Raw genomic sequence first — 18,749 nt, 5'->3', positions numbered from 1 at the left:
CGCCCGGCCTGAGCCGCTCCACGGTCAGGCCCGTACGGCCGCCCGTCCCGCGCCCGCGAAGGCGCCGATCCGCTCCCGCAGGCTCCGTGTGTCGAGCCCGTGCGCGGCCATGTGCTGTTCGATCGTCCCGTACCGCCGCAGCTCGCGTCGGCCGACGCCGAGGGCCAGCACCCGGTGTGGCACATCGGCCAGCGCCTCGCTCACGGCGGCCGTGGACGTGCCGGCGAGGTACGGCTCCACGAGCACGACGTCCGTGTCCGCCGCCTCCGTGGCCCGGCGCAGCCCGGCCGCGTCGAAGGGCCGTACCGTCGTCGCGTACAGCACGGTCACGTCCAGGTCCTGCGTGGCGTCGAGCACCGAGTCCAGCATCGGCCCGACCGCGAGGACCACACCGGAGCGCCCCTCCCGGACCGTGCGGACATGCTCCCCGTCGACAGCGAGCCCCTGCCGGTTGGCCTGCACGCTGAGCCGGACGTACACCTTGTCGTCGCCCGCGGCGACCGCGCGCCGCAGCAGCGTCTCGGCCTCGTCGGGATGCCCGGGGACATGGACGGTCCAGCCGTCGGCCGCGCTCACCAGCACCGCCCCCGTGCCCTGGTGCCCGAGGTCCAGTTTGATCTGTTCGAAGGGCCGCTCCACGAGGAAGCCGGCGAAGGTGTGCACGACCGGCCGGAGCCCCGTGAGCGCCAGCCCGGCGGCCGCCCCGACGAGCAGCTGCTCGCGGATGCCGACGTTGATCACCTGGTCCGGATGCCGGCGCAGGGCCTCGGCGAAGCCGTCCTTGCCGATCTCGGCGAGGACGACCGCGACCCGCGGGTCCTCGTCCAGCAGCCGGGAGACGACGGGGGCGAAAGGTCACGCATGGTGTCCATGGGGTCAGGTCCCTCTCAAGGGTGAAACAGGTCCCTCTCAAGGGTGAAATAGGGGTTCAGGCGTTCTTCGGCTCGACGCGGGCGACGACCACATGCGGGCGCCCCGGATGCGGGGCGGTGAACGCGGCGTACAGGCCCGCGTGGTCCCGGCCGTCGACGGTCACCGCGGACCAGCCCGCCGCCTCGAAGCGGGCCGCGATCCCGCCGGGCCGGGCGTGGCTCGGCCGGCTCGTCCAGCCTCTGGGCGCGCAGCCCCAGTGCGGTACCGACCGCGATCGGCAGCCCGTGGCCGAGCGACCCGCTGCCGATCTCGGCCCCCGGCACCAGCACCCGGTCGGGCCGCTGCGATCTTCATGTTGAAGATCGTGCAACCTCAACCAACCTTGAGGTCGACCGGAAATGGGTGCGCGACCACCGACCCGAGTGCGGTATTGTTTCCCTGCGCGTTTCGACCGGGGAAACCCCAGGTCAAACGGCACCGGGACGTGGCGCAGCTTGGTAGCGCACTTGACTGGGGGTCAAGGGGTCGCAGGTTCAAATCCTGTCGTCCCGACCAGCGTGAATGCCGGTCGGAGGCCGTCTTCTCAGGGATGAGGAGACGGCTTTTGTCGTGTCTGCGGGTCTTCCGTCGCCTTTCCGGGCGCCTCCTCGGCGGCGCGCAGCGCGCGGTGGTCGCCGGTGGCGACCCTGGCCACCATTCCGGCGATCTGGGTGCAGGCTCGCGCGATCTCCCGCTGGGTCTGGTTCCGCTCGCTCACGACTGCTGCGAGGAGTAGCGCGGTCAACGCGGCGGAACCGTTGAACGCCTGCAGGGTGATCATGTTGGTGAGCAGGTCGTGACCGGCGAACGGGCCTGATCTCCGGGCGGCGGCGATGATCGCGAAGGTCGACACGGCCAGCGCGCAGGGCGCGGCCCCGGCCAGCTGGAAGCGGAAGGCCGCCCAGATCAGCAGCGGGAAGCCGAGGAACAGCAGCGGTGCGTGAGCGGTCTCGAGGAAGCCGACGACGACGGTGGCCACCACCAGCAGCAGCGCCTCCGCCCACCAGGACAGCGGCGCGTGCCGCGGCAGGCGGGCCGAGCGCAGGACGAGCAGAAACGGCGTGACCACCAGCACGCCCATCGCGTCGCCCGTCCACCAGACCGACCACGTCGGCCAGAAGTCGCCGGTGCCCAGAACACCGGAGAGGGCCAGGGTCCCGCTGCCTGTCGTGGCGCTGATCAGCATCCCGGTGAACGCTCCGAGAAAGATCAGTGTGAGGGCGTCCCGCAGCCGGTCCAGCTCCTTGTGGAATCCCGTACGGCGGAGCAGGCCGTAGGAGCACAGGGGCGCGAGGGTGTTGCCCGTCGTGATCGCGAGCACGGCCAGGAGCGTCGGTCCCGGCGAGACGTTGACCAGGAACGCGCCGAGGGCGATCCCGGGCCAGACGCGCGGGCCGAGGAGGAGCAGGCTCGCCACCGCGATACCGCTCGGCGGCCACAGCGGGGTGACCTGGCCGCGCACCAGCTGCTGGAGCAGTCCCACCTCGGCCGAGCCGAAATAGAGCGCGGCGACGACAGCTGCCTCCAGCGCGGTCAACCCGCCGCGTCGGAGCCGTTCATGCCGCACGACAGCCATCGGGCGACCTCCGTGTCGACATCGCCCCGAAGCCCATCATCCGTCGGATTCCCCGGATCCTCCACGGCACCGCTCGGCCGGGGTCACGCGTGCGGGGTGCGCAGCGCGACGATGGCCATGTCGTCGTGGCCGTCGCTGGGGTGGTGATCGGCCAGTGCCTGGACCAGCTCGGGCAGCGGCAGGGCGGCGTGCACCGCGGCCAGCTCGGCCAGCTTGTCCAGGGTCTCGTCGATGGAGTAGTCGGGATGTTCGACCAGGCCGTCGGTGAAGAAGACCACGGTGGTGTCCGGGGTCAGGAGCCGGGAGTGGTCGGGGCGGGGCTGCGAGGTGTCGACGCCGAGCGGCAGTCCGGGCTCGGCGAACAGGTACTCCACCCGGCGCTCCTGGGTGATCAGCAGCGGCGGGACATGGCCCGCGGTGCTCCAGCGGAGCCGCCAGCCGGACACCTCCGGTTCGATGCGGGCCAGGGTGGTGGTCGTGACGGGATTGTTCGTGATGGTCTCCAGGGCGCGGTCGAGCTGGGCGAGGACCGCGCCCGGCGGACGGCTCTGGTCGAACAGCAGCGCCCGCAGCATGTTCCGGGTGGAGGCCATGGCGGCAGCGGCCCGCAGATCGTGACCGACCACGTCACCGATCACGACCGCCACGACATGGTCGGGCAGCAGGATGGCGTCGTACCAGTCCCCGCCCAGCTGGCTGGGCTCGGCGGCCGGCCGGTAGACGGCGGCGGCGGTGAAGGGCCGCAGGTCGGGCAGCGTGGGCAGCAGGAGCCGCTGGAACTGCTCGGCTCCGACCCGCACCCGCTCGAACAGGCGGACGTTCTCGATGGCGATGCCCGCGGCGCTGGCCAGGGCGACGACGACGTTCTCGTCGTGGACGTCGAAGGGCTGTCCGTCGTAACGCTCGGAGAGGTAGAGGTCACCGTAGATCTCGCCGCGCACGCTGATGGCGACACCGAGCAGGGTGCGCAGGCGCGGGTGGCCGGGCGGGAACCCGGTGGAGGACGGATGGGCCGCGATGTCGTCGATCCGCAGGGGTTCGGGATGGTGGATCAGCTGGCCGAGGACACCCAGCCCGCGGGGCAGTTCGGTCTCGGCCAGGTCGGCGCGCTCCTGCTCGGACAGTCCCGCCGCGATGAACTGCTCCAGGCGCTCGCCGGACTCGGCGAGCACGCCCAGTGCCCCGTAGCGGGCGCCGACCAGGTCCATGGCGGTGGTCACGATACGGTGCAGCACCGCGGGGAGCTCCACCTCACGGCTGATGGCCACCACCGCGTCCAGCAGGCCCTGGAGCCGGTCCATGGCGGAGAGCAGGTCGCGCAGCTGCTCGTCGATCCGGCCCAGTTCGGAACGCAGGCGCACGTGCAGTTCGGGAAGGTGCGGCTCCCTCGCCCGTCCCTGTCCCCGTCCCCGTCCCCGTCTCTTCCCCCCGCTCCCTTCCTTCTCCCCTTCCGTCACGAGCGCCTGCCAGAGCGGTGCATTCCGGACTCCTGCCGTGATCTCGTGCCTTCGAGACCACAGCGTGGCACGGTGGACCGACCAGGACAAACGGCCATTGCTCCACCAGCGGCACGCCATGCCCGGATGGTGGCGGTGGGGCCGCCGGTGGCGGGTCGACCCGTCGGCGTCAGCCCGCCGCCGACATCCGGGCGTAGCGCGCCTGCATGATCTTCGGGTACCGAGCGGTGAACACGGCCGGTGCCACGAAGCCCAGCACCTGGATCGTGATCTTGAGGCCCGTGCCCGCGCCGGCCAGGCCGCAGGCGGTCAGGGCGATCGCGGTGAGGGTGAAGGCCGCCGCCCAGGCCGCTGTGATGACGACGTTGATGCGCAGGAACTGCGGCGTGTGCCAGAACTTCTCCGGGGTCGTCCGGCGGGCGATGCCGAGGGTGAAGGGCCGGCGCAGGACGAGGGTGGCCCAGGAGGTCACGGCCAGCCAGGCGAAGGACAGCGCCCCGCCGTAGTGGGAGACGGAGGAGTGCGGGGCGGCGAACGCCACCGCGGTCAGCGCGATGAAGAAGACGGCCGTGCTGCACTCCAGGATCAGCGCGTCGAGGGCCATGCCCGCCTTGAGGTTCACCGCTATCAGGGCCAGGCCCGTGACCAGGCCGGCCAGGGCGCTCCACTGCCAGCCGAGCGGCGAGAGACAGGCGTAGACGATCCAGGGGGCGAAGCCGCGCAGGTAGTGCATTGCAGACCCCTCCGAGGGGTGAGGACCGGACCTTGGTCGGGGATCCGGTGCGATATTCCACTACTGACATGTCGAAGTTAAGATGTCGGGTACGACATGTCAATGGTGGAGTTACGGTGGAGGGTATGAGCCTTCGTCACGCACTCCTCGGCCTGCTGGTCGACCGGCCCGCCAGCGGCTACGACCTCATGAAGCTCTTCGACACGTCGCTGGCCCATGTCTGGCCTGCCACACAGAGTCAGATGTACGGGGAACTCAACCGGCTCGCGGAGGCCGGACTCGTCGAAGTCTCGGCCGAGGGTCCGCGCCGGCGCAAGGAGTACACGGTCACTGCACAGGGACGTAAGGAGCTGGACAGCTGGCTGACGGCGCCGACGCAACAATCGCCGCGCCGCAGCGAGTTGCTGCTGAAGGTGTTCTTCCTGAACCTGGCCACACCGGAGCAGGCCCGCGCGATCCTCGCCCAGCGGGAGGAGCGGGCCACAGCCGACCACGAGCGGCTCACGGCGCTGCGGACCGCACTGGAGAGCGAGGAGGGCCCGCTGACCGTCAACGGACTCATCGCCCTGGAGTACGGCCTGCGCTGGGCCGAGATGGAGCGGGACTGGGCCCGCTGGGCCATCGGCCGGCTGGAGGGCTGACGTCAGCCGCCCCTGCCCCCCTTGCCGCCGGCCAGGCCCTGGGGCACGCGCGTCAGGACACGACGCCGACGTGGGCGAGGGCCTGCTTCAGCAGCACCCCGTGCCCGCCCGGCATCTCGCTCTGCACGGCCTCCGAGACGGCCTCCTGCGGGGTGAACCAGACCAGGTCCAGCGCGTCCTGCCGGGGCCGGCAGTCGCCGGTCACCGGGACGACGTAGGCGAGGGAGACCGCGTGCTGGCGCGGGTCGTGGTACGGCGTGATGCCGGCCGTCGGGAAGTACTCCGCGACGGTGAACGGCTGCAGCGAGGCAGGCACCCGGGGCAGCGCGACCGGGCCGAGGTCCTTCTCCAGATGGCGCAGCAGGGCGTCACGGACCCGCTCGTGGTGCAGGACGCGCCCGGAGACCAGGGTCCGGCTGACCGTTCCGTCCGGGCCGATGCGCAGCAGCAGTCCGATGCTCGTGACTTCGCCGCTGTCGTCCACGCGCACGGGCACGGCCTCGACGTACAGGATCGGCATCCGGGCCCTGGCCAGTTCCAGCTCGTCCGTGGTCAGCCAGCCTGGCGTGGTTTCGGTCATGTCAGACATTGCTTGATCATACTTTCCGAGTGGGGCGCCCGCTCAGTGGCGGGACGGATCGTTTCCGGGCAGTCCGTACAGTCGGCGGGCGTTGTCGCGGCCCGTCCAGGCCGCGATGCGCAGGGCGTCGGGCAGGCTCAACTCGTCGGCGTCCACCCGGGCTTCCAGCATGTCGGCCAACCCCTTTCGGAAGGACAGCGCACCCAGGTGGTGGAACTCGGCCACACCATAGGCGTCCGAGCTGTACAGCAGTTTGCGGAACGGGGTGATCTCCAGCGCCTCCTCCAGCACCGCCCGGGAGCGGGCCGGGCCGGTGTAGTGCAGGGCCAGGCCGACATCCAGGTACACCCGCTCGAACACCGTGGCCAGATAGGCGGCCTGGCGCTGGTACGGCCAGCAGTGCAGCAGCAGGACCGGGATCGTGCCGGCCGTCAGGTGCAGCCAGTCGGTGAGCAGGGCGGGGTCGGCGCGGTGCAGCCGTACGTCCGCGTCGCCGAAACCGGTGTGCAGCTGGAGCGGCAGGCCGAGGTCGACGGCCGTCCACAGCAGGTGCCGTACGAGGACCGGGTCGGTCAGGCGTCCGCCGTGCGCGAGCCAGCGCCGGGCCGCCTGAGTCACCTCCGCCTCCGTGGGGCGCTCGGGGGCGAGTTCGAAGCCGGTGCGGTAGGCGGCCACCGACTTCACCGCGACCACGCCGGGCCGTCGTACGGCCTCCTCGGCGGCCGCCCGGAACAGGGCCGCGTACTCGCCCGCCTCCACGCCCCGCGCGGCCACGGCCTCGGCGACCTGCTCCAGCCGTACGACTTCGAAGGCGGCGGCGCCGGCGGCCGCGGCCAGTTCGGCGGGGGAGGTGACGGGGTGCGGGGCGTAACCGGTGTCGACGCAGAAGACCTCGGCTCCCGCGGCGGTCAGGAAGCGGCGGTTGACCTCGCGCCAGCCGAGCGCGGAGCGCCGGGCCAGGTAGTCGGCGGCGGGCGCGTGCCGGGGCAGGTCCAGCAGGGGTGCGCAGTGGCGGCGTACGGCCACGCCGACCGGACTGTCGAAGGTCGACATGCCCGGCCAGGCCTCGCCCTCGGTGATCAGTGACTCGAACTCCCCGGGGCCGAGGTCGGCCGTCACGGCGCCGTGGCAGTGGTGGTCCACCAGGGGCAGTGCGGCGAGGGCCTCGTGCACCGGGCCGGGCGCGGGCATCGTCAGTACGTCCAGCGGTAGGCGGCCGCCACCTGTGCGTCGTCCAGGCCGTCGACGGCCGCCGCCTCCCCGAGCCGTACGGCGGTCACCGCGTCCGCCAGGACCGGGCCCAGCGCGGCCCGCAGCACCTGGTCGGCCCGGAACGCCTCGACGGCCTGCGGCAGCGAGGTCGGCAGGCGCTCCACCCCGAGGGCGGCCGCCTCGTCCGGGCCGTACCGGGCAGGGTCCCCGGTGATCTCCTGAGGCAGTGGCCGGGACGCCGTCATCCCGTCGAGACCGGCGGCGATGACGCAGCCCAGCGCGAGATACGGATTGGCGGCCAGGTCGACCGGCTTGATCTCCAGGTTGGCGTCCTGGTCCCGGTGGCCCGCCGTGCCGGTGACGATCCGCAGCGCGGCCTCGCGGGTCTCCCGGCCCCAGGCGGTGAACACCCCCGCCCACTGGGAGGGCTTGAGCCGCAGATAGCTGGCCGGGCTCGGTGCGGTCACCGCCGTCAGCCCGGGCAGACGGGCGAGGACCCCGGCCACGAACGACTCCGCCTCGGCCGTCATGCCGTACCGGCCCGCGCCGCCGGAGTGCAGGTTCACCCCGTCGCGCCAGCAGGACAGGTGCAGATGGCCGCCGTTGCCCACACCCTCGGGGAGATACGCGGGCGCGAAGGAGACCCGCAGGTGGTGCCGCTGCGCCACCGCCCGGATCGTCTGCCGCACCAGCACGCTGCGGTCGGCCGCCGCCACCGGGTCCAGCGCGCCCACCGAGACCTCGAACTGCCCGGCCGCGTACTCCGGATGGATCTGGTCGACGTCCACGCCCTGTGCCGCGAACGCGGCCAGCAGATCGGCCGTGTAGTCGCTCAGCTCGACCTGCCGGACCGCGCCGTAGGCCGGTCCGGAGGCCGCCGGGACGAACTCCCCGCCGGGTGCCGAGCCGAGCCCGACCGCCCACTCGACCTCGACGGCCGCCTTGAAGGCGAGGCCGTGGCGGTCGGCGGCGTCCGCGACGATCCGGCGCAGAAAGGTCCGGGCGCAGCCGGGGTGCTGCTCGCCCTCCTGCGTGATCCGGTCCACGGGCGCCCACGCCCAGCCGGGCTGCCCGGCCAGCGGGACGAGGTGGTCGAGGTCGGGGTAGAGCCTGAGGTCGCCGTCGGGGGAGCCGAGGACGTCGGTGGTGACGCTGGAGTCGTCGGCGAGGAACGTGTCGAACACCGGCGACATGCCGACACCCCACGCCACGGCCGCCTCCAGCCGTGCCGTCGGGACCGTCTTGACCCGGCCGATGCCCGCCGTGTCCACATAGGCCAGGACGATCCCGTGCACGCCCTGCGCGGCCAGCTCGGCGGTGAGCCCGGCGACCCGCCTCAGATCACCGGGGCGCCCGCCGGGCACCGGGTCGGCAAGGGTGGTCATGGGTCCTCCTCGACGGGCTCGGCCCCGCGGGGCCGGGGTCAGGGTTTCACGGCCACCGCGCCGTACTGCGGTACCACGGCGGCATCCGGCTCGGCGCGCCACTGCGAGCACGGCACCAGACCCGGCTCGACTGGCTCCAGACCGTCGAGGAACGAGGCGATCTCGGCGCGGCTGCGGGCCGTGATCGGCGGGGTGGCGTTGGCGTTCCAGAACTCCATGGCGGCGAAGTTGCCCTCGCCGCCCACCTCGGCGTCGAAGGTCGGGTGGGTGAGCGCCAGGTAGCTGCCGGAGGGGACCGCCGCCATGATCCGCCGCACGATGTCCCGGGCCTCGTCGGTGTCCATCACGAAGTTGAGGATGCCCAGCATCATGACCGCGACCGGCCGGTCCAGGTCGAGCGTCTCGGCGGCCCGCTGGACGATGACGTCCGGCTCGTGCACGTCGGCGTCGATGTAGTCGGTGACACCCTCGGGGGAGCTGGTGAGCAGCGAGCGGGCGTGCACGAGCACGATCGGGTCGTTGTCGACGTACACGATCCGCGACTCGGGCGCGATCCGCTGGGCGATCTCGTGGGTGTTGTCCACGGTCGGCAGTCCGGTGCCGATGTCGAGGAACTGCCGTATCCCGCGCTCGGCGGCCAGGAAGCGCACCGCCCGCCCGAGGAAGGCCCGGTCCGCGCGGGCCACCGCCCGGATCACCGGGAACATCCCCGCGACGTGCTCACCGACGCGCTGGTCGACCTCGTAGTTGTCCTTGCCGCCGATCCAGTAGTTCCAGACCCGCGCGTTGTGCGCCACGGAGGTGTTCAGCCTCGCCGAGCCCGTCGTCGGGGAATCGCCCTCGCTCACGTCGCCGCCCTTCTCACGTGGGTGTCCGCCGTCATTGTGCCGCCGCCTTGATCGCGTTGTCCCGGGAAACGCGCACCGTGACGGCTCGGGCACCCTCCGCGGCGCCCCGGTGTATGCAGGCGCATGAGGAACACTGGACGCCTGCCCGTATCCCGTTCCCGGCCGGAAGAAGGACATGCCTGCCACGCCCGCGCCCCTCCTCGACACCCCCACGCCGTCCGCCGGCACCGCCGACATCCGGCTCGTCGTCACCGACATGGACGGCACCCTCCTGGACGACACCAAGCGGATACCCGACGGCCTGTGGCCGATGCTCGCCGAACTGCGTCGCCGCGGGGTGCTGTTCAGCCCGGCGAGCGGCCGCCAGTACGCCACACTGGCCCGGCAGTTCGCCGAGGTCGCCGAGGGCATGGTGTTCATCGCGGAGAACGGGACGTACGTGGTCCGCGACGGCCTGGAGCTGAGCTCCGACCCGCTGGATCGGTCCGTCGCCGCGGACCTCGCCCGGACGGTACGGCGGCTGGTCGCGGACGGCGTCGACGTCGGCGCCGTGGTCTGCGGCAAGCGGTCGGCGTACGTCGAGCGGACCGACGAGGCGTTCCTGGCGGAGGTGCGCAAGTACTACGTCGAGCACCGGATCGTCGAGGACGTCACCGCCGTCGAGGACGACGTGATCAAGGTGGCGCTGTTCGACTTCGGGTCGGCCGAGCACACCACCGCCCCGGCCCTCGGGGCGTTCACCGCCACCCACCACGTCGTCGTCTCCGGCGAGCACTGGGTCGACGTCATGAACCGCACCGCCAACAAGGGCGCCGCCCTGCGCGGGCTGCAGCGCGACCTGGGCATCACACCCGCACAGACCATGGTGTTCGGCGACTACCTCAACGACCTGGAGATGCTGGACGCGGCCGAGTGGTCCTTCGCCATGTCCAACGCCCACCCGGAGGTCCTCCGCCGGGCCCGGCACCTCGCCCCGTCCAACAACGACAACGGCGTGCTGCGGACCGTCGCCGAGGTCCTCGGGATACCGCTGCCGCTGACCTAGGACCGTTCCGCAGTGCCCGTCAACGCGGGCGGCAGGTGCTCCTCCTCATACGCGAAGCGCCTCCAACTCCCCGCCGAGGTGCTCGACTTCGGCCCGGAGGCGGCCGCCGTCCCCGGCGGCGGGTTCGGCGAAGAGGTCGGCGACCGAGCGCCTCGATGCCGTCGACCGCGTCGGCCACGGTCGGGCTGCGGGTGGGGGCGGGCCGCCGGCTTGGCAAAAGGGCCGCCCGCGGGCTTGCCGCCGGGCAGGCCGGGGTTGTGGCGGGGGAAGGCTGCGGACGTGGAAAAGGGGTCGCCCGCGGGCTCGCGGCCCGGCTGGTCGGGGTTGTCGCGGGATCAGGCCGCCGGCTTCCGGCCCACCGCGCCGTACAGGGAGATCGGGCCCTCCGCCGCCGGTGGCTCCTCGGCGCGCCAGTCCGCCACCGATACGACCCCCGGCTCCAGCAGGTCGAGTCCCTTGAAGAACCAGCCCACTTCGGCCTGCGAGCGGGCCACCAGCGTCACCCCGCCCGCCGCATACGCGGCGATCCCCCGCCGTACGTTCTCCGGTTCGAAGTCGGCCGTCATCGTCGACAGCACCAGGCAGCTGCCCGGGGCGAGCGCGTCGACCAGCGTGGTGACCAGGTCGTGGGCGCCGTCCTCGTCGGCGATGAAGTGCAGCAGGGCGATCAGGGACAGGGCGACGGGGCGGTCGAAGTCCAGGACGCGGCCCGCCTGTTCGAGTATGGCGAGCGGATCGCGGGCGTCGGCCTGGATGTACTCGGTCACGCCCTCGGGCGTGCCGCGCAGCAGTGCGTTCGCGTGGGCCAGCACGATCGGGTCGTTGTCCACGTAGACGACACGGGCGTCCGGGGCGACGGACTGGGCGATCTGGTGCAGGTTGGGCTCGGTCGGTATGCCGGTGCCGATGTCCAGGAACTGGCGGATGCCCGTCTCCTCGGCCAGTGCACGGGTGGCGCGGCGCATGAAGGCCCGGTTGGCGAGGGCGGCCCGCGGGGCACCCGCGTCGATCGCCGTGATCTGCCGGCCCAGCTGCTCGTCGACGGGGTAGTTGTCCTTGCCGCCGAGGAACCAGTCGTACACCCTGGCCGGATGCGGCCGCGTGGTGTCGATCCCCTGGGCTGCCGGCTCGGTCCCCGTCACGTGCTGCTCCTCCGCTCGACGCGCCCCTCGACGTCCGGGGCGTGCGCGCAGTCTGACATGATCACGGGACGCTGCGCAGGCAGTCCGCGGTCACCTGATGCCTGATCAGCGGGAAGTGCTGCGTCCAGGAATTGGATCAACTCGGCGAAGACGTCAGCCCTGTCCGTCTCGTGGAACACCTCGTGCCGCGCCCCGGCGAAGATCCGCTCGGTCAGCCGGCCGCCGCTGAGCCGCTCCACCCCGACCCGGCTCCCCGGCAGGGGAACCAGCCGGTCGTCGTCCCCGTGCAGCCACAGCAGCGGCAGCGGGCCGACGTCCCCGCCCTCGGCGACGGACTCCAGGGTGCGTACGAACGCCTGGAGCGTCGGCCGCTTCATCGGGCCGTGCCAGACCAGCCGGTCGGCGGCGTAGGAGGCGCCCACGGCCGGGTCGCGGGAGAGCGCGGCCGGGTTGATCGGCGTGTCCGGGATCTCGTCCAGGGCGAGCAGCCGCCCGGGCAGCTCCCAGACGCCGATCACCGGCCCGGACAGGATCAGCGCGCTCAGCTCGGTGCCGTACCGCTGGGCGTACCGGGCCGCGATCAGACCGCCCATGGAGTGCCCGACCATGACGAGCGGCAGGCCCGGATGTGCGGCGCGGGCGAGATCCGCCACGGCGTGCACATCCGTGACGACGTCCTCGAAGTCCTCGATCACCACTCGCTCGCCGGCCGACTTTCCGTGTCCGACGTGATCCGGCCCGTACACGGCCGCTCCGTGCCCGACGAGGACGCCCGCCAGTTCGTCGTACCGGCCCGCATGCTCGCCGTACCCGTGCACCACCAGCGCCAGCCAGCGCGGCTGCGGGTGCGGCCACTCCCGTACGACGATGCCGTCGAGGACGTGCTCGCGGACGTGGGGCATGTCTCCTCCGGTTGCCTCGGTGAAGGTTCCGGGAGATCTTCCCAGCGAGCGGGTCGGAGGTCTATAGTCAAAAACTAGCAGTGCTAATTAAGTGGCTCTGCCACCCATAGTCCGTGCTGATCCACAGCGTCGTCGGTCAGGAGTCCCAGCCGTGCGTCCCGTCCACTTCGCGGCCGCCCGCCGCACCCCCATCGGCAAGCTCCGCGGAGCCCTGTCCTCCGTACGGCCCGACGACCTCGCGGCGACGGTGATCCGCCACCTGGTGGCCGACGTGCCCGCGCTCGACCCCGCCCGCGTCGACGACGTCTACTGGGGCGCCGCCAACCAGGCCGGCGAGGACAACCGCAACGTCGCCCGCATGGCCGCACTGCTGGCCGGCCTGCCCCAGTCCGTGCCCGGCGCCACCGTCAACCGGCTCTGCGCCTCCGGCCTCGAAGCGGTCACCACGGCGGCGCGTACCATCGCAGCGGGCGAGGCCGACATCGTGATCGCGGGCGGCTCCGAGTCGATGAGCCGCGCCCCCTTCGTGCTGCCCCGCCCCGACGAGGCCCTGCCGCACCGCATCGAGACCCACGACACCCGTCTCGGCTGGCGCCTGGTCAACCCGGCCATGAAGGACCTGCACGGCCTGCTGTCCATGGGCGAGACGGCCGAGGAGGTCGCCGAGCGGTACGGCATCTCCCGCGCCCGGCAGGACGAGTTCGCGCTGCGCAGCCACCAACGGGCCGCCGCCGCACGCAAGAACGGCCACTTCGACGACGAACTCCTGCCCGTGGAGCGCCCGGACGGCATCACGGTCGAGCAGGACGAGTGCGTCCGCGAGGACACCTCGCTGGAGAAGCTGTCCCGCCTCAAGCCCGTCTTCCGCGCGGGCGGCACGGTCACGGCGGGCAACGCCTCGCCGATGAACGACGGTGCGGCCGGACTCCTGCTCGTCAGCGAGGAGGCCCTGAACGAGCTGGGCCTGGAGTCCCTCGGCCGGTACGTCGCCGGTGCCTCGGCGGGCGTCCACCCCGACGTGATGGGCATCGGCCCGGTCCCCGCCACCCGCAAGGCGCTCGCCCGGGCCGGCTGGGAGATCGGTGACGTGCAGGAGGCCGAGTTCAACGAGGCGTTCGCGGCCCAGGCACTCGCGTGCGTCGACCAACTGGGCATCGACCCGGACCTGGTCAACCCCACCGGCGGCGCGATCGCCCTCGGCCACCCGCTCGGCTGCTCCGGCGCCCGCATCCTGACGACGCTGCTGCACCGGATGCGGCGCACGGGCGCGGAGCGGGGCCTTGCGACCATGTGCGTGGGGGTGGGGCAGGGGAGCGCCGTGCTGGTGGACAGGCACTAGCCGCGCTTCAACACGGGCTCCCCGCAAGGGGATTCGGTAGCACGAGCCGCAGCAAGGAAACGGAGCACCACTCCATGGCAACCCTGTCCGTCGCCGCCATCCTCGCCGAGAACGCCCGGCGCCGCCCCGAGAAGACGGCTCTTGTCGAAGGCGAACTGCGGCTCACCTTCGCGGAGGTGTGGCGGAAGGCTCTGGCCCGGGCGGGCGCGCTCACCGGCCTGGGCGTACGACCGGGCGACCGGGTGGCGCTGATGGCACCCAACACCGCCGAGTTCCCGGTCGCCTACAACGCGATCGCCGCGGCCGGCGGTGTCGTGGTCCCCGTGCACCTGCTGCTGTCGGCCGGGGAGGTCGAGCACGTCCTGCGGGACAGCGGCGCGACCCTGCTGCTCGTGCACCCGGCGCAGGCGGAGACCGGACGGGCCGCCGCCGAAGCCGTCGGCGTCCAAGTCGTCACCCTGGGCGAGGAGTTCGACCGGCTCGCGGCCGACGCCACGCCGCTGCCCGCCTATGTCACCCGCGCCGCCGACGACCCGGCGGTGATCTTCTACACCAGCGGCACGACCGGGGTCCCCAAGGGCGCCGTGCTCAGCCACTTCAACCTGGTGATGAACGCCACCGTCAACGCCTTCGACGCCAACGACGTCCGCGCCGACGACATCGCGCTCGGCGCGCTGCCGCTCTTCCACGCCTTCGGCCAGACCGTGTCGCTCAACTCCACCTGGCGGGCGGGCGCCACGCTCGTCCTGCTGCCCCGCTTCGACGCCGCCCGCGCCATCGAGCTGATGGTGCAGGAGGGCGCCAACACCTTCCACGGTGTGCCGACCATGTTCGTGGCCCTCGCCGCGGCCGCCGCGGATGCCGCCGCCCTGCCCGAGCTGCGCGTGTGCATGTCCGGCGGCGCCTCGCTGCCGGTGGCCGTACTGGAGCGGTTCGAGGCCGCGTTCGGGACGAAGATCTACGAGGGGTACGGGCTGTCGGAGACCTCGCCCACGGCCACCGTCAACCAGCCCGTCTTCGGCACCAGGGCCGGCACCATCGGCCACCCGCTGTGGGGCGTCGACGTGGAGATCGCCCGCGCCGAGCTGGAGGGCCGTGTCGAACTCCTGCCGCCCGGCGAGCTGGGCGAGGTCGTCATCCGCGGTCACAACGTCTTCTCCGGCTACCTCGGCCGTCCCGAGGCCACCGCCGAGGCCGTGGTCGACGGCTGGTTCCGCACCGGGGACCTCGGCACCAAGGACGAGGAGGGCTTCCTCAGGATCGTCGACCGCAAGAAGGACGTCATCATCCGCGGCGGCTACAACGTCTACCCGCGGGAGGTCGAGGAGATCCTGATGCGGCACCCCGAGGTGGCCCAGGTGGCCGTCATCGGCCTGCCCGACGAGCTGCACGGCGAGGAGGTGTGCGCCGTCGTGGTCCCGGCCCGCGACAGCGCCCCCGACGCGGCCGGCCTCATCGACTGGTCCCAGGAGCACCTGGGCCGGCACAAGTACCCGCGGCGCGTGGAGTTCGCGGCCGCGCTGCCGCTCGGGCCGAGCATGAAGGTGCTCAAGCGGGAGCTGCGCGCCCGGTACGCGGGGCGTTGGGACCGGCCTGCCGCACAGTCGTGAGATCCGGCCGGCCGTCCGGTCGTGAGATCCGGCCGGCCGTACGGTCGTGAGGACCAGCCGGCCGTACGGTCGTGAGGACCGCCCTGCGAGACGGTCCTTACGCCGCCGGTTGCGTGCGCATAGCATCGGTCTTCGCATGAACACGATGACTCTCTGGCACATCTCCGGCTGGCAGTTCGCCGCGCTCGCCTTCGCGGCGCTGCTCGTGGGCTTCTCCAAGACCGCCGTGAGCGGGGCCAACACGGTCAGTCTCGCCGTCTTCGCGGCGGTCCTGCCCGCCCGCGCCTCCACCGGCGTCCTGCTGCCGGTCCTGATCGCGGGCGACGTGCTCGCCGTCCTCACCTACCGGCGGCACGCCCACTGGCCCACGCTGTGGCGGCTGTTCCCGGCGGTCGCGGTCGGCGTGGTGGTCGGCACGCTGTTCCTGGTGTGGGCCGACGACGCGATCGTACGGACCTCGATCGGTGCGATCCTGCTGCTGATGGCCGGGGTCACGCTGTGGCGGCGCCGCCGGGCCGAGGCGGGGGACGAACCGGACGCGGTGACCACCCGGGCGGGCCGGATGAAGGCCCGCTCGTACGGCGTCCTGGGCGGGTTCACGACGATGGTCGCGAACGCGGGCGGGCCGGTGATGTCGATGTATCTCCTGTCCGCGGGCTTCCGCAAGCTCGGGTTCCTTGGCACGTCGGCCTTCTTCTTCCTCATCGTGAACGTGTCCAAGGTGCCCTTCAGCGCCGGACTCGGCCTGATCGACGGCCGCTCACTGCATCTTGACGCCGCACTCGCGGTGTTCGTCGTGCCCGGTGCGCTGTTCGGCACGTGGGCTGTGACCAGGATCAACCAGCGGCTGTTCGAGCAGCTGGTGATCGCGGCGACGATCGTGGGCGGTGTGCAGCTGCTACTGCGGTAGCCCGAGCAGCGCCGGGAGGTCCGCGAAGGAGTCCACGACGTGGTCCGGGGTACCGCTCGCCTTCTCGTGCGTCTCCGGCAGGTACTTGCCCGTCTTCACCAGGACACCGGTGATCCCGGCCCGCTGCGCCGCCAGTACGTCCGACTCGATGTCGTCGCCCACCATCAGGGCCCGGTCGGCGCCGACCCCCAGCCGGGCCAGTGCCGCCTCGAAGAACGCGGGTGACGGCTTGCCGGTGACCTCCGCCTCGACCCGCGCGGCCTTCTCCAGCCCGACGAGGAAGGCACCCGTGTCCAACTGCAGACCGGCGTCCGTCCGCCAGTACAGGTTGCGATGCATGGCCACCAGCCGCGCACCCCGCTGCAGATGTCCGAACACCCGGTTCAGCTCCGCGTAGCCGAACTCGGGACCGGCGCCTCCGACGACGACCACATCGGGACTCTCGTCCACCAGCGTGACGCCCGCGAGGTCTTCCCGGACGTCCCCGCTGTTGAGGAGGGCGCAGCGGGCGCCGGGGAAGTGCTCGGCGAGGTGAGCCGCGGTCACCGCGGGCGCGGTGAGCACGTCCTGTGCGGTCACGTCGAAACCGGCAGCGGACAGCGTCTCGGCGATCGACGCACGCGTCCTGGAGGTGGTGTTGGTCACCAGCGCGACCCCAAGTCCGGCCTCCCGGACCGCCCGCAGGGCCTCCACCGTGCCCGGCAGGGGCCGCCAGGACACGGTGAGCACCCCGTCGATGTCGATGAGCACGGCACGCACGGACGCCACGGAAGCCATGCCCGGACCCTAGCGGGTGGGGGCTCCCCGCGGATCCAGGCACATCAGGGCATCCCCTACGCTCACCCTCATGTCCCCGCACGTCCTGATCCTCGGCGGCACGACCGAGGCCCGCGTCCTCGCCGCCGACCTCGCGGCCCGCCCCGGAGTCAGGGTCACCACGTCGCTGGCGGGTCGGGTCACCCGCCCGGGAGCGCTGGCCGGCGAGGTACGGATCGGCGGCTTCGGCGGCGCGGAGGGGCTCGCCGACTGGCTGCGCGCGCACGAGGTGGACGCCGTCGTCGACGCGACGCACCCCTTCGCCGAGTCGATCACGGCGAACGCCGCCCGCGCGGCGGCGGCCACGGGGGTTCCGGCGGTCGTCCTGCGCCGCCCCGGCTGGCGGCCGGGCCCCGAGGACCGCTGGTACGACGCCGAATCCCTGGCCTCGGCCGCCTCGGCCCTGCCCGGCCTGGGCCGCCGGGTCTTCCTCACCACCGGCCGCCTGGGCCTCGCGGCCTTCGCGCACCTGACGCACCTGCACTTCGTCGTGCGGTCCGTGGAACCGCCCGAAGCGCCCCTGCCGCCGCACACCGAGGTGATCCTGGCCCGCGGCCCCTTCACCCTCGCCGAGGAGACCGAGTTGCTGCGCGCCCACCGCATCGACGTGCTGGTGACGAAGGACAGCGGTGGCGAGGCGACGGCCGCGAAGCTGACGGCGGCACGGGAACTCGGGCTGCCCGTGGTCGTCGTACGACGCCCCCCGCTCCCCGACGGCGTGACGCCGGTACCGGACGTGACGACCGCACTGCACCGCCTGGGCTTCGACGGCCCCTGATCACCGAGGCTGCTGCTCACCCTGTCTCTCGGGATCGGCATGCCTGCGCAGCAGATACGTGTCCATGATCCACCCCTTGCGCTCCCGGGCCTCGGCGCGCAGCCGCTCGATGCGCGGGCCCGCCTCGGCGATCGGGCCGGAGACGAGGATCTCGTCCGGTGTGCCTATGTACGCGCCCCAGTAGATGTCGATGTCCTCCTCGGCGTACTGCCGGAAGGTCTGGTGTGCGTCCAGCATCACGACGACGTCGTCCACCCCCTCCGGGAAGCCCTCGGCCAGCCGGCGCCCCGTGGTGATCTGCACCGGCCGCGCCACCCGGTTCAGACCCGTGCGGTGCCGGGCGACCAGCGAGGAGACGCTGCTGATGCCGGGCACCACGTCGTACTCGAACTCCACCGCGCCTCTCTCCAGCACCTCCTCCAGGATCGCCAGCGTGCTGTCGTACAGCGACGGATCCCCCCACACCAGAAACGCCCCGGTGCCGTCCTCGCCCAGCTCCCCGGCGATCAGCCGCTCGTAGATCCCGGCGCGCGCACTGCGCCAGTCCTCCACGGCCGGCGAGTACGACGCCCCGCCCGCCGCGCGGTCCCGCTCCGGGTCCCGGGCCTCCACCACCCGATACCCGCCCTCGGGCCGGTGTGCGTCCAGCATGTCCAGGCGGAGCTGGGTCAGATCGCTCTTCACCTCGCCTTTGTCGAGCAGGAAGAACACGTCCGTGCTCCGCAGCGCCTTGACCGCCTGCAGGGTCAGCTGGTCAGGATCGCCCGCACCGATACCGATGACATGAATCTTTCGCACACCCCGAGTCTGCCGCATGCCACTGACGGTGAGCCCACCGCCTCCGCGTGCCCCGCGCCGACCCG

The 18,749-nt window shown here is 72.3% G+C and carries 17 protein-coding genes, 1 tRNA gene and 2 pseudogenes; 7 read left to right on the top strand and 13 right to left on the bottom strand.

Annotation, left to right across the window (positions count from 1 at the left end):
- Positions 1–24 precede the first annotated feature (24 nt).
- Together ACZ5DS_RS09185 and ACZ5DS_RS09180 are read right to left on the bottom strand one after the other, a co-directional pair.
- Positions 25–872: pseudogene (locus tag ACZ5DS_RS09185) on the bottom strand (transketolase family protein).
- A 56-nt stretch (positions 873–928) separates the two neighbouring features.
- Positions 929–1,211: pseudogene (locus ACZ5DS_RS09180) on the bottom strand (transketolase); the annotation flags it as partial.
- 140 nt (positions 1,212–1,351) lie between these two features.
- Here ACZ5DS_RS09180 and ACZ5DS_RS09175 point away from each other — a divergent pair.
- Positions 1,352–1,428 (top strand) — tRNA-Pro (locus ACZ5DS_RS09175).
- Positions 1,429–1,456: 28 nt separating this feature from the next.
- On the opposite strand, the gene ACZ5DS_RS09170 is transcribed toward ACZ5DS_RS09175, so the two are convergent.
- From ACZ5DS_RS09170 to ACZ5DS_RS09160, 3 genes are all read right to left on the bottom strand, one after another.
- The gene (locus tag ACZ5DS_RS09170) at positions 1,457–2,488 is read right to left on the bottom strand and encodes an MASE1 domain-containing protein (RefSeq protein WP_468235416.1); all 1,032 of its coding nucleotides are present in this window, start codon (positions 2,486–2,488) and stop codon (positions 1,457–1,459) included.
- Positions 2,489–2,571: 83 nt separating this feature from the next.
- A complete protein-coding gene (locus ACZ5DS_RS09165) occupies positions 2,572–3,849 on the bottom strand; it encodes a PP2C family protein-serine/threonine phosphatase (protein WP_468235415.1) in 1,278 nt (425 codons plus the stop codon).
- Between the two features lie 265 nt (positions 3,850–4,114).
- Complete coding sequence (locus ACZ5DS_RS09160; protein ID WP_468235414.1) at positions 4,115–4,678, bottom strand: hypothetical protein; 564 nt, start codon at positions 4,676–4,678, stop codon at positions 4,115–4,117.
- A gap of 125 nt (positions 4,679–4,803) precedes the next feature.
- On the opposite strand from ACZ5DS_RS09160, the gene ACZ5DS_RS09155 reads away from it, so the two are divergent.
- The gene (locus tag ACZ5DS_RS09155) at positions 4,804–5,319 is read left to right on the top strand and encodes a PadR family transcriptional regulator (protein WP_468235412.1); all 516 of its coding nucleotides are present in this window, start codon (positions 4,804–4,806) and stop codon (positions 5,317–5,319) included.
- 52 nt (positions 5,320–5,371) lie between these two features.
- On the opposite strand, the gene ACZ5DS_RS09150 is transcribed toward ACZ5DS_RS09155, so the two are convergent.
- The 4 genes from ACZ5DS_RS09150 to ACZ5DS_RS09135 are packed head-to-tail and all read right to left on the bottom strand — an operon-like array spanning position 5,372 to position 9,344.
- Positions 5,372–5,899 carry an NUDIX hydrolase family protein gene (locus ACZ5DS_RS09150; protein WP_468236378.1) on the bottom strand — a complete coding sequence of 176 codons (528 nt, stop codon included), beginning with the start codon at positions 5,897–5,899 and terminating at the stop codon, positions 5,372–5,374.
- Positions 5,900–5,941: 42 nt separating this feature from the next.
- Positions 5,942–7,090, bottom strand: a complete 1,149-nt coding sequence (locus tag ACZ5DS_RS09145) for an amidohydrolase family protein (protein ID WP_468235411.1) — start codon at positions 7,088–7,090, stop codon at positions 5,942–5,944.
- A gap of 2 nt (positions 7,091–7,092) precedes the next feature.
- Positions 7,093–8,496, bottom strand: coding sequence for a type I glutamate--ammonia ligase (locus ACZ5DS_RS09140; protein ID WP_468235409.1), 1,404 nt, complete (start codon positions 8,494–8,496; stop codon positions 7,093–7,095).
- Positions 8,497–8,534: 38 nt separating this feature from the next.
- Positions 8,535–9,344: an SAM-dependent methyltransferase gene (locus ACZ5DS_RS09135; protein WP_468235407.1), complete on the bottom strand. Its 810-nt coding sequence runs from the start codon at positions 9,342–9,344 to the stop codon at positions 8,535–8,537.
- Between the two features lie 175 nt (positions 9,345–9,519).
- Here ACZ5DS_RS09135 and ACZ5DS_RS09130 point away from each other — a divergent pair, with 175 nt between their 5' ends.
- Positions 9,520–10,389, top strand: a complete 870-nt coding sequence (locus tag ACZ5DS_RS09130) for a Cof-type HAD-IIB family hydrolase (RefSeq protein ID WP_468235405.1) — start codon at positions 9,520–9,522, stop codon at positions 10,387–10,389.
- Between the two features lie 335 nt (positions 10,390–10,724).
- Here the strand turns inward: ACZ5DS_RS09130 and ACZ5DS_RS09125 are convergent, their stop codons facing one another.
- Positions 10,725–11,531 carry an SAM-dependent methyltransferase gene (locus ACZ5DS_RS09125; protein ID WP_468235403.1) on the bottom strand — a complete coding sequence of 269 codons (807 nt, stop codon included), beginning with the start codon at positions 11,529–11,531 and terminating at the stop codon, positions 10,725–10,727.
- Positions 11,528–12,433: an alpha/beta hydrolase gene (locus tag ACZ5DS_RS09120; RefSeq protein ID WP_468235401.1), complete on the bottom strand. Its 906-nt coding sequence runs from the start codon at positions 12,431–12,433 to the stop codon at positions 11,528–11,530. The genes ACZ5DS_RS09125 and ACZ5DS_RS09120 overlap by 4 nt, the downstream gene beginning before the upstream one ends.
- 151 nt (positions 12,434–12,584) lie before the next feature.
- Here ACZ5DS_RS09120 and ACZ5DS_RS09115 point away from each other — a divergent pair, with 151 nt between their 5' ends.
- The 3 genes from ACZ5DS_RS09115 to ACZ5DS_RS09105 all read left to right on the top strand — a co-directional run bounded on the left by ACZ5DS_RS09115 (position 12,585) and on the right by ACZ5DS_RS09105 (position 16,292).
- Positions 12,585–13,772, top strand: a complete 1,188-nt coding sequence (locus tag ACZ5DS_RS09115; protein ID WP_468235399.1) for a thiolase family protein — start codon at positions 12,585–12,587, stop codon at positions 13,770–13,772.
- 74 nt (positions 13,773–13,846) lie between these two features.
- Positions 13,847–15,382 carry a long-chain-fatty-acid--CoA ligase gene (locus tag ACZ5DS_RS09110; protein WP_468235398.1) on the top strand — a complete coding sequence of 512 codons (1,536 nt, stop codon included), beginning with the start codon at positions 13,847–13,849 and terminating at the stop codon, positions 15,380–15,382.
- A gap of 136 nt (positions 15,383–15,518) precedes the next feature.
- The gene (locus ACZ5DS_RS09105; RefSeq protein ID WP_468235396.1) at positions 15,519–16,292 is read left to right on the top strand and encodes a sulfite exporter TauE/SafE family protein; all 774 of its coding nucleotides are present in this window, start codon (positions 15,519–15,521) and stop codon (positions 16,290–16,292) included.
- Here ACZ5DS_RS09105 and ACZ5DS_RS09100 read toward each other — a convergent pair.
- Positions 16,281–17,060: a TIGR01458 family HAD-type hydrolase gene (locus ACZ5DS_RS09100; protein WP_468236376.1), complete on the bottom strand. Its 780-nt coding sequence runs from the start codon at positions 17,058–17,060 to the stop codon at positions 16,281–16,283. The two genes, ACZ5DS_RS09105 and ACZ5DS_RS09100, sit on opposite strands and share 12 nt — an antisense overlap.
- A gap of 79 nt (positions 17,061–17,139) precedes the next feature.
- Here ACZ5DS_RS09100 and ACZ5DS_RS09095 point away from each other — a divergent pair, with 79 nt between their 5' ends.
- Positions 17,140–17,886 (top strand): cobalt-precorrin-6A reductase, encoded by a 747-nt coding sequence (locus tag ACZ5DS_RS09095; protein WP_468235395.1) that lies wholly within the window; start codon positions 17,140–17,142, stop codon positions 17,884–17,886.
- Here ACZ5DS_RS09095 and cobF read toward each other — a convergent pair whose 3' ends face one another.
- A complete protein-coding gene (gene cobF / locus ACZ5DS_RS09090) occupies positions 17,887–18,684 on the bottom strand; it encodes a precorrin-6A synthase (deacetylating) (protein WP_468235393.1) in 798 nt (265 codons plus the stop codon).
- Between the last annotated feature and the right edge of the window lie 65 nt (positions 18,685–18,749).

The sequence above is a fragment of the Streptomyces sp. NPDC031100 genome (assembly GCF_055570785.1).
Note: the sequence above shows the minus strand (reverse complement) of the source record. Positions and strands in the feature narration are given on the sequence as shown.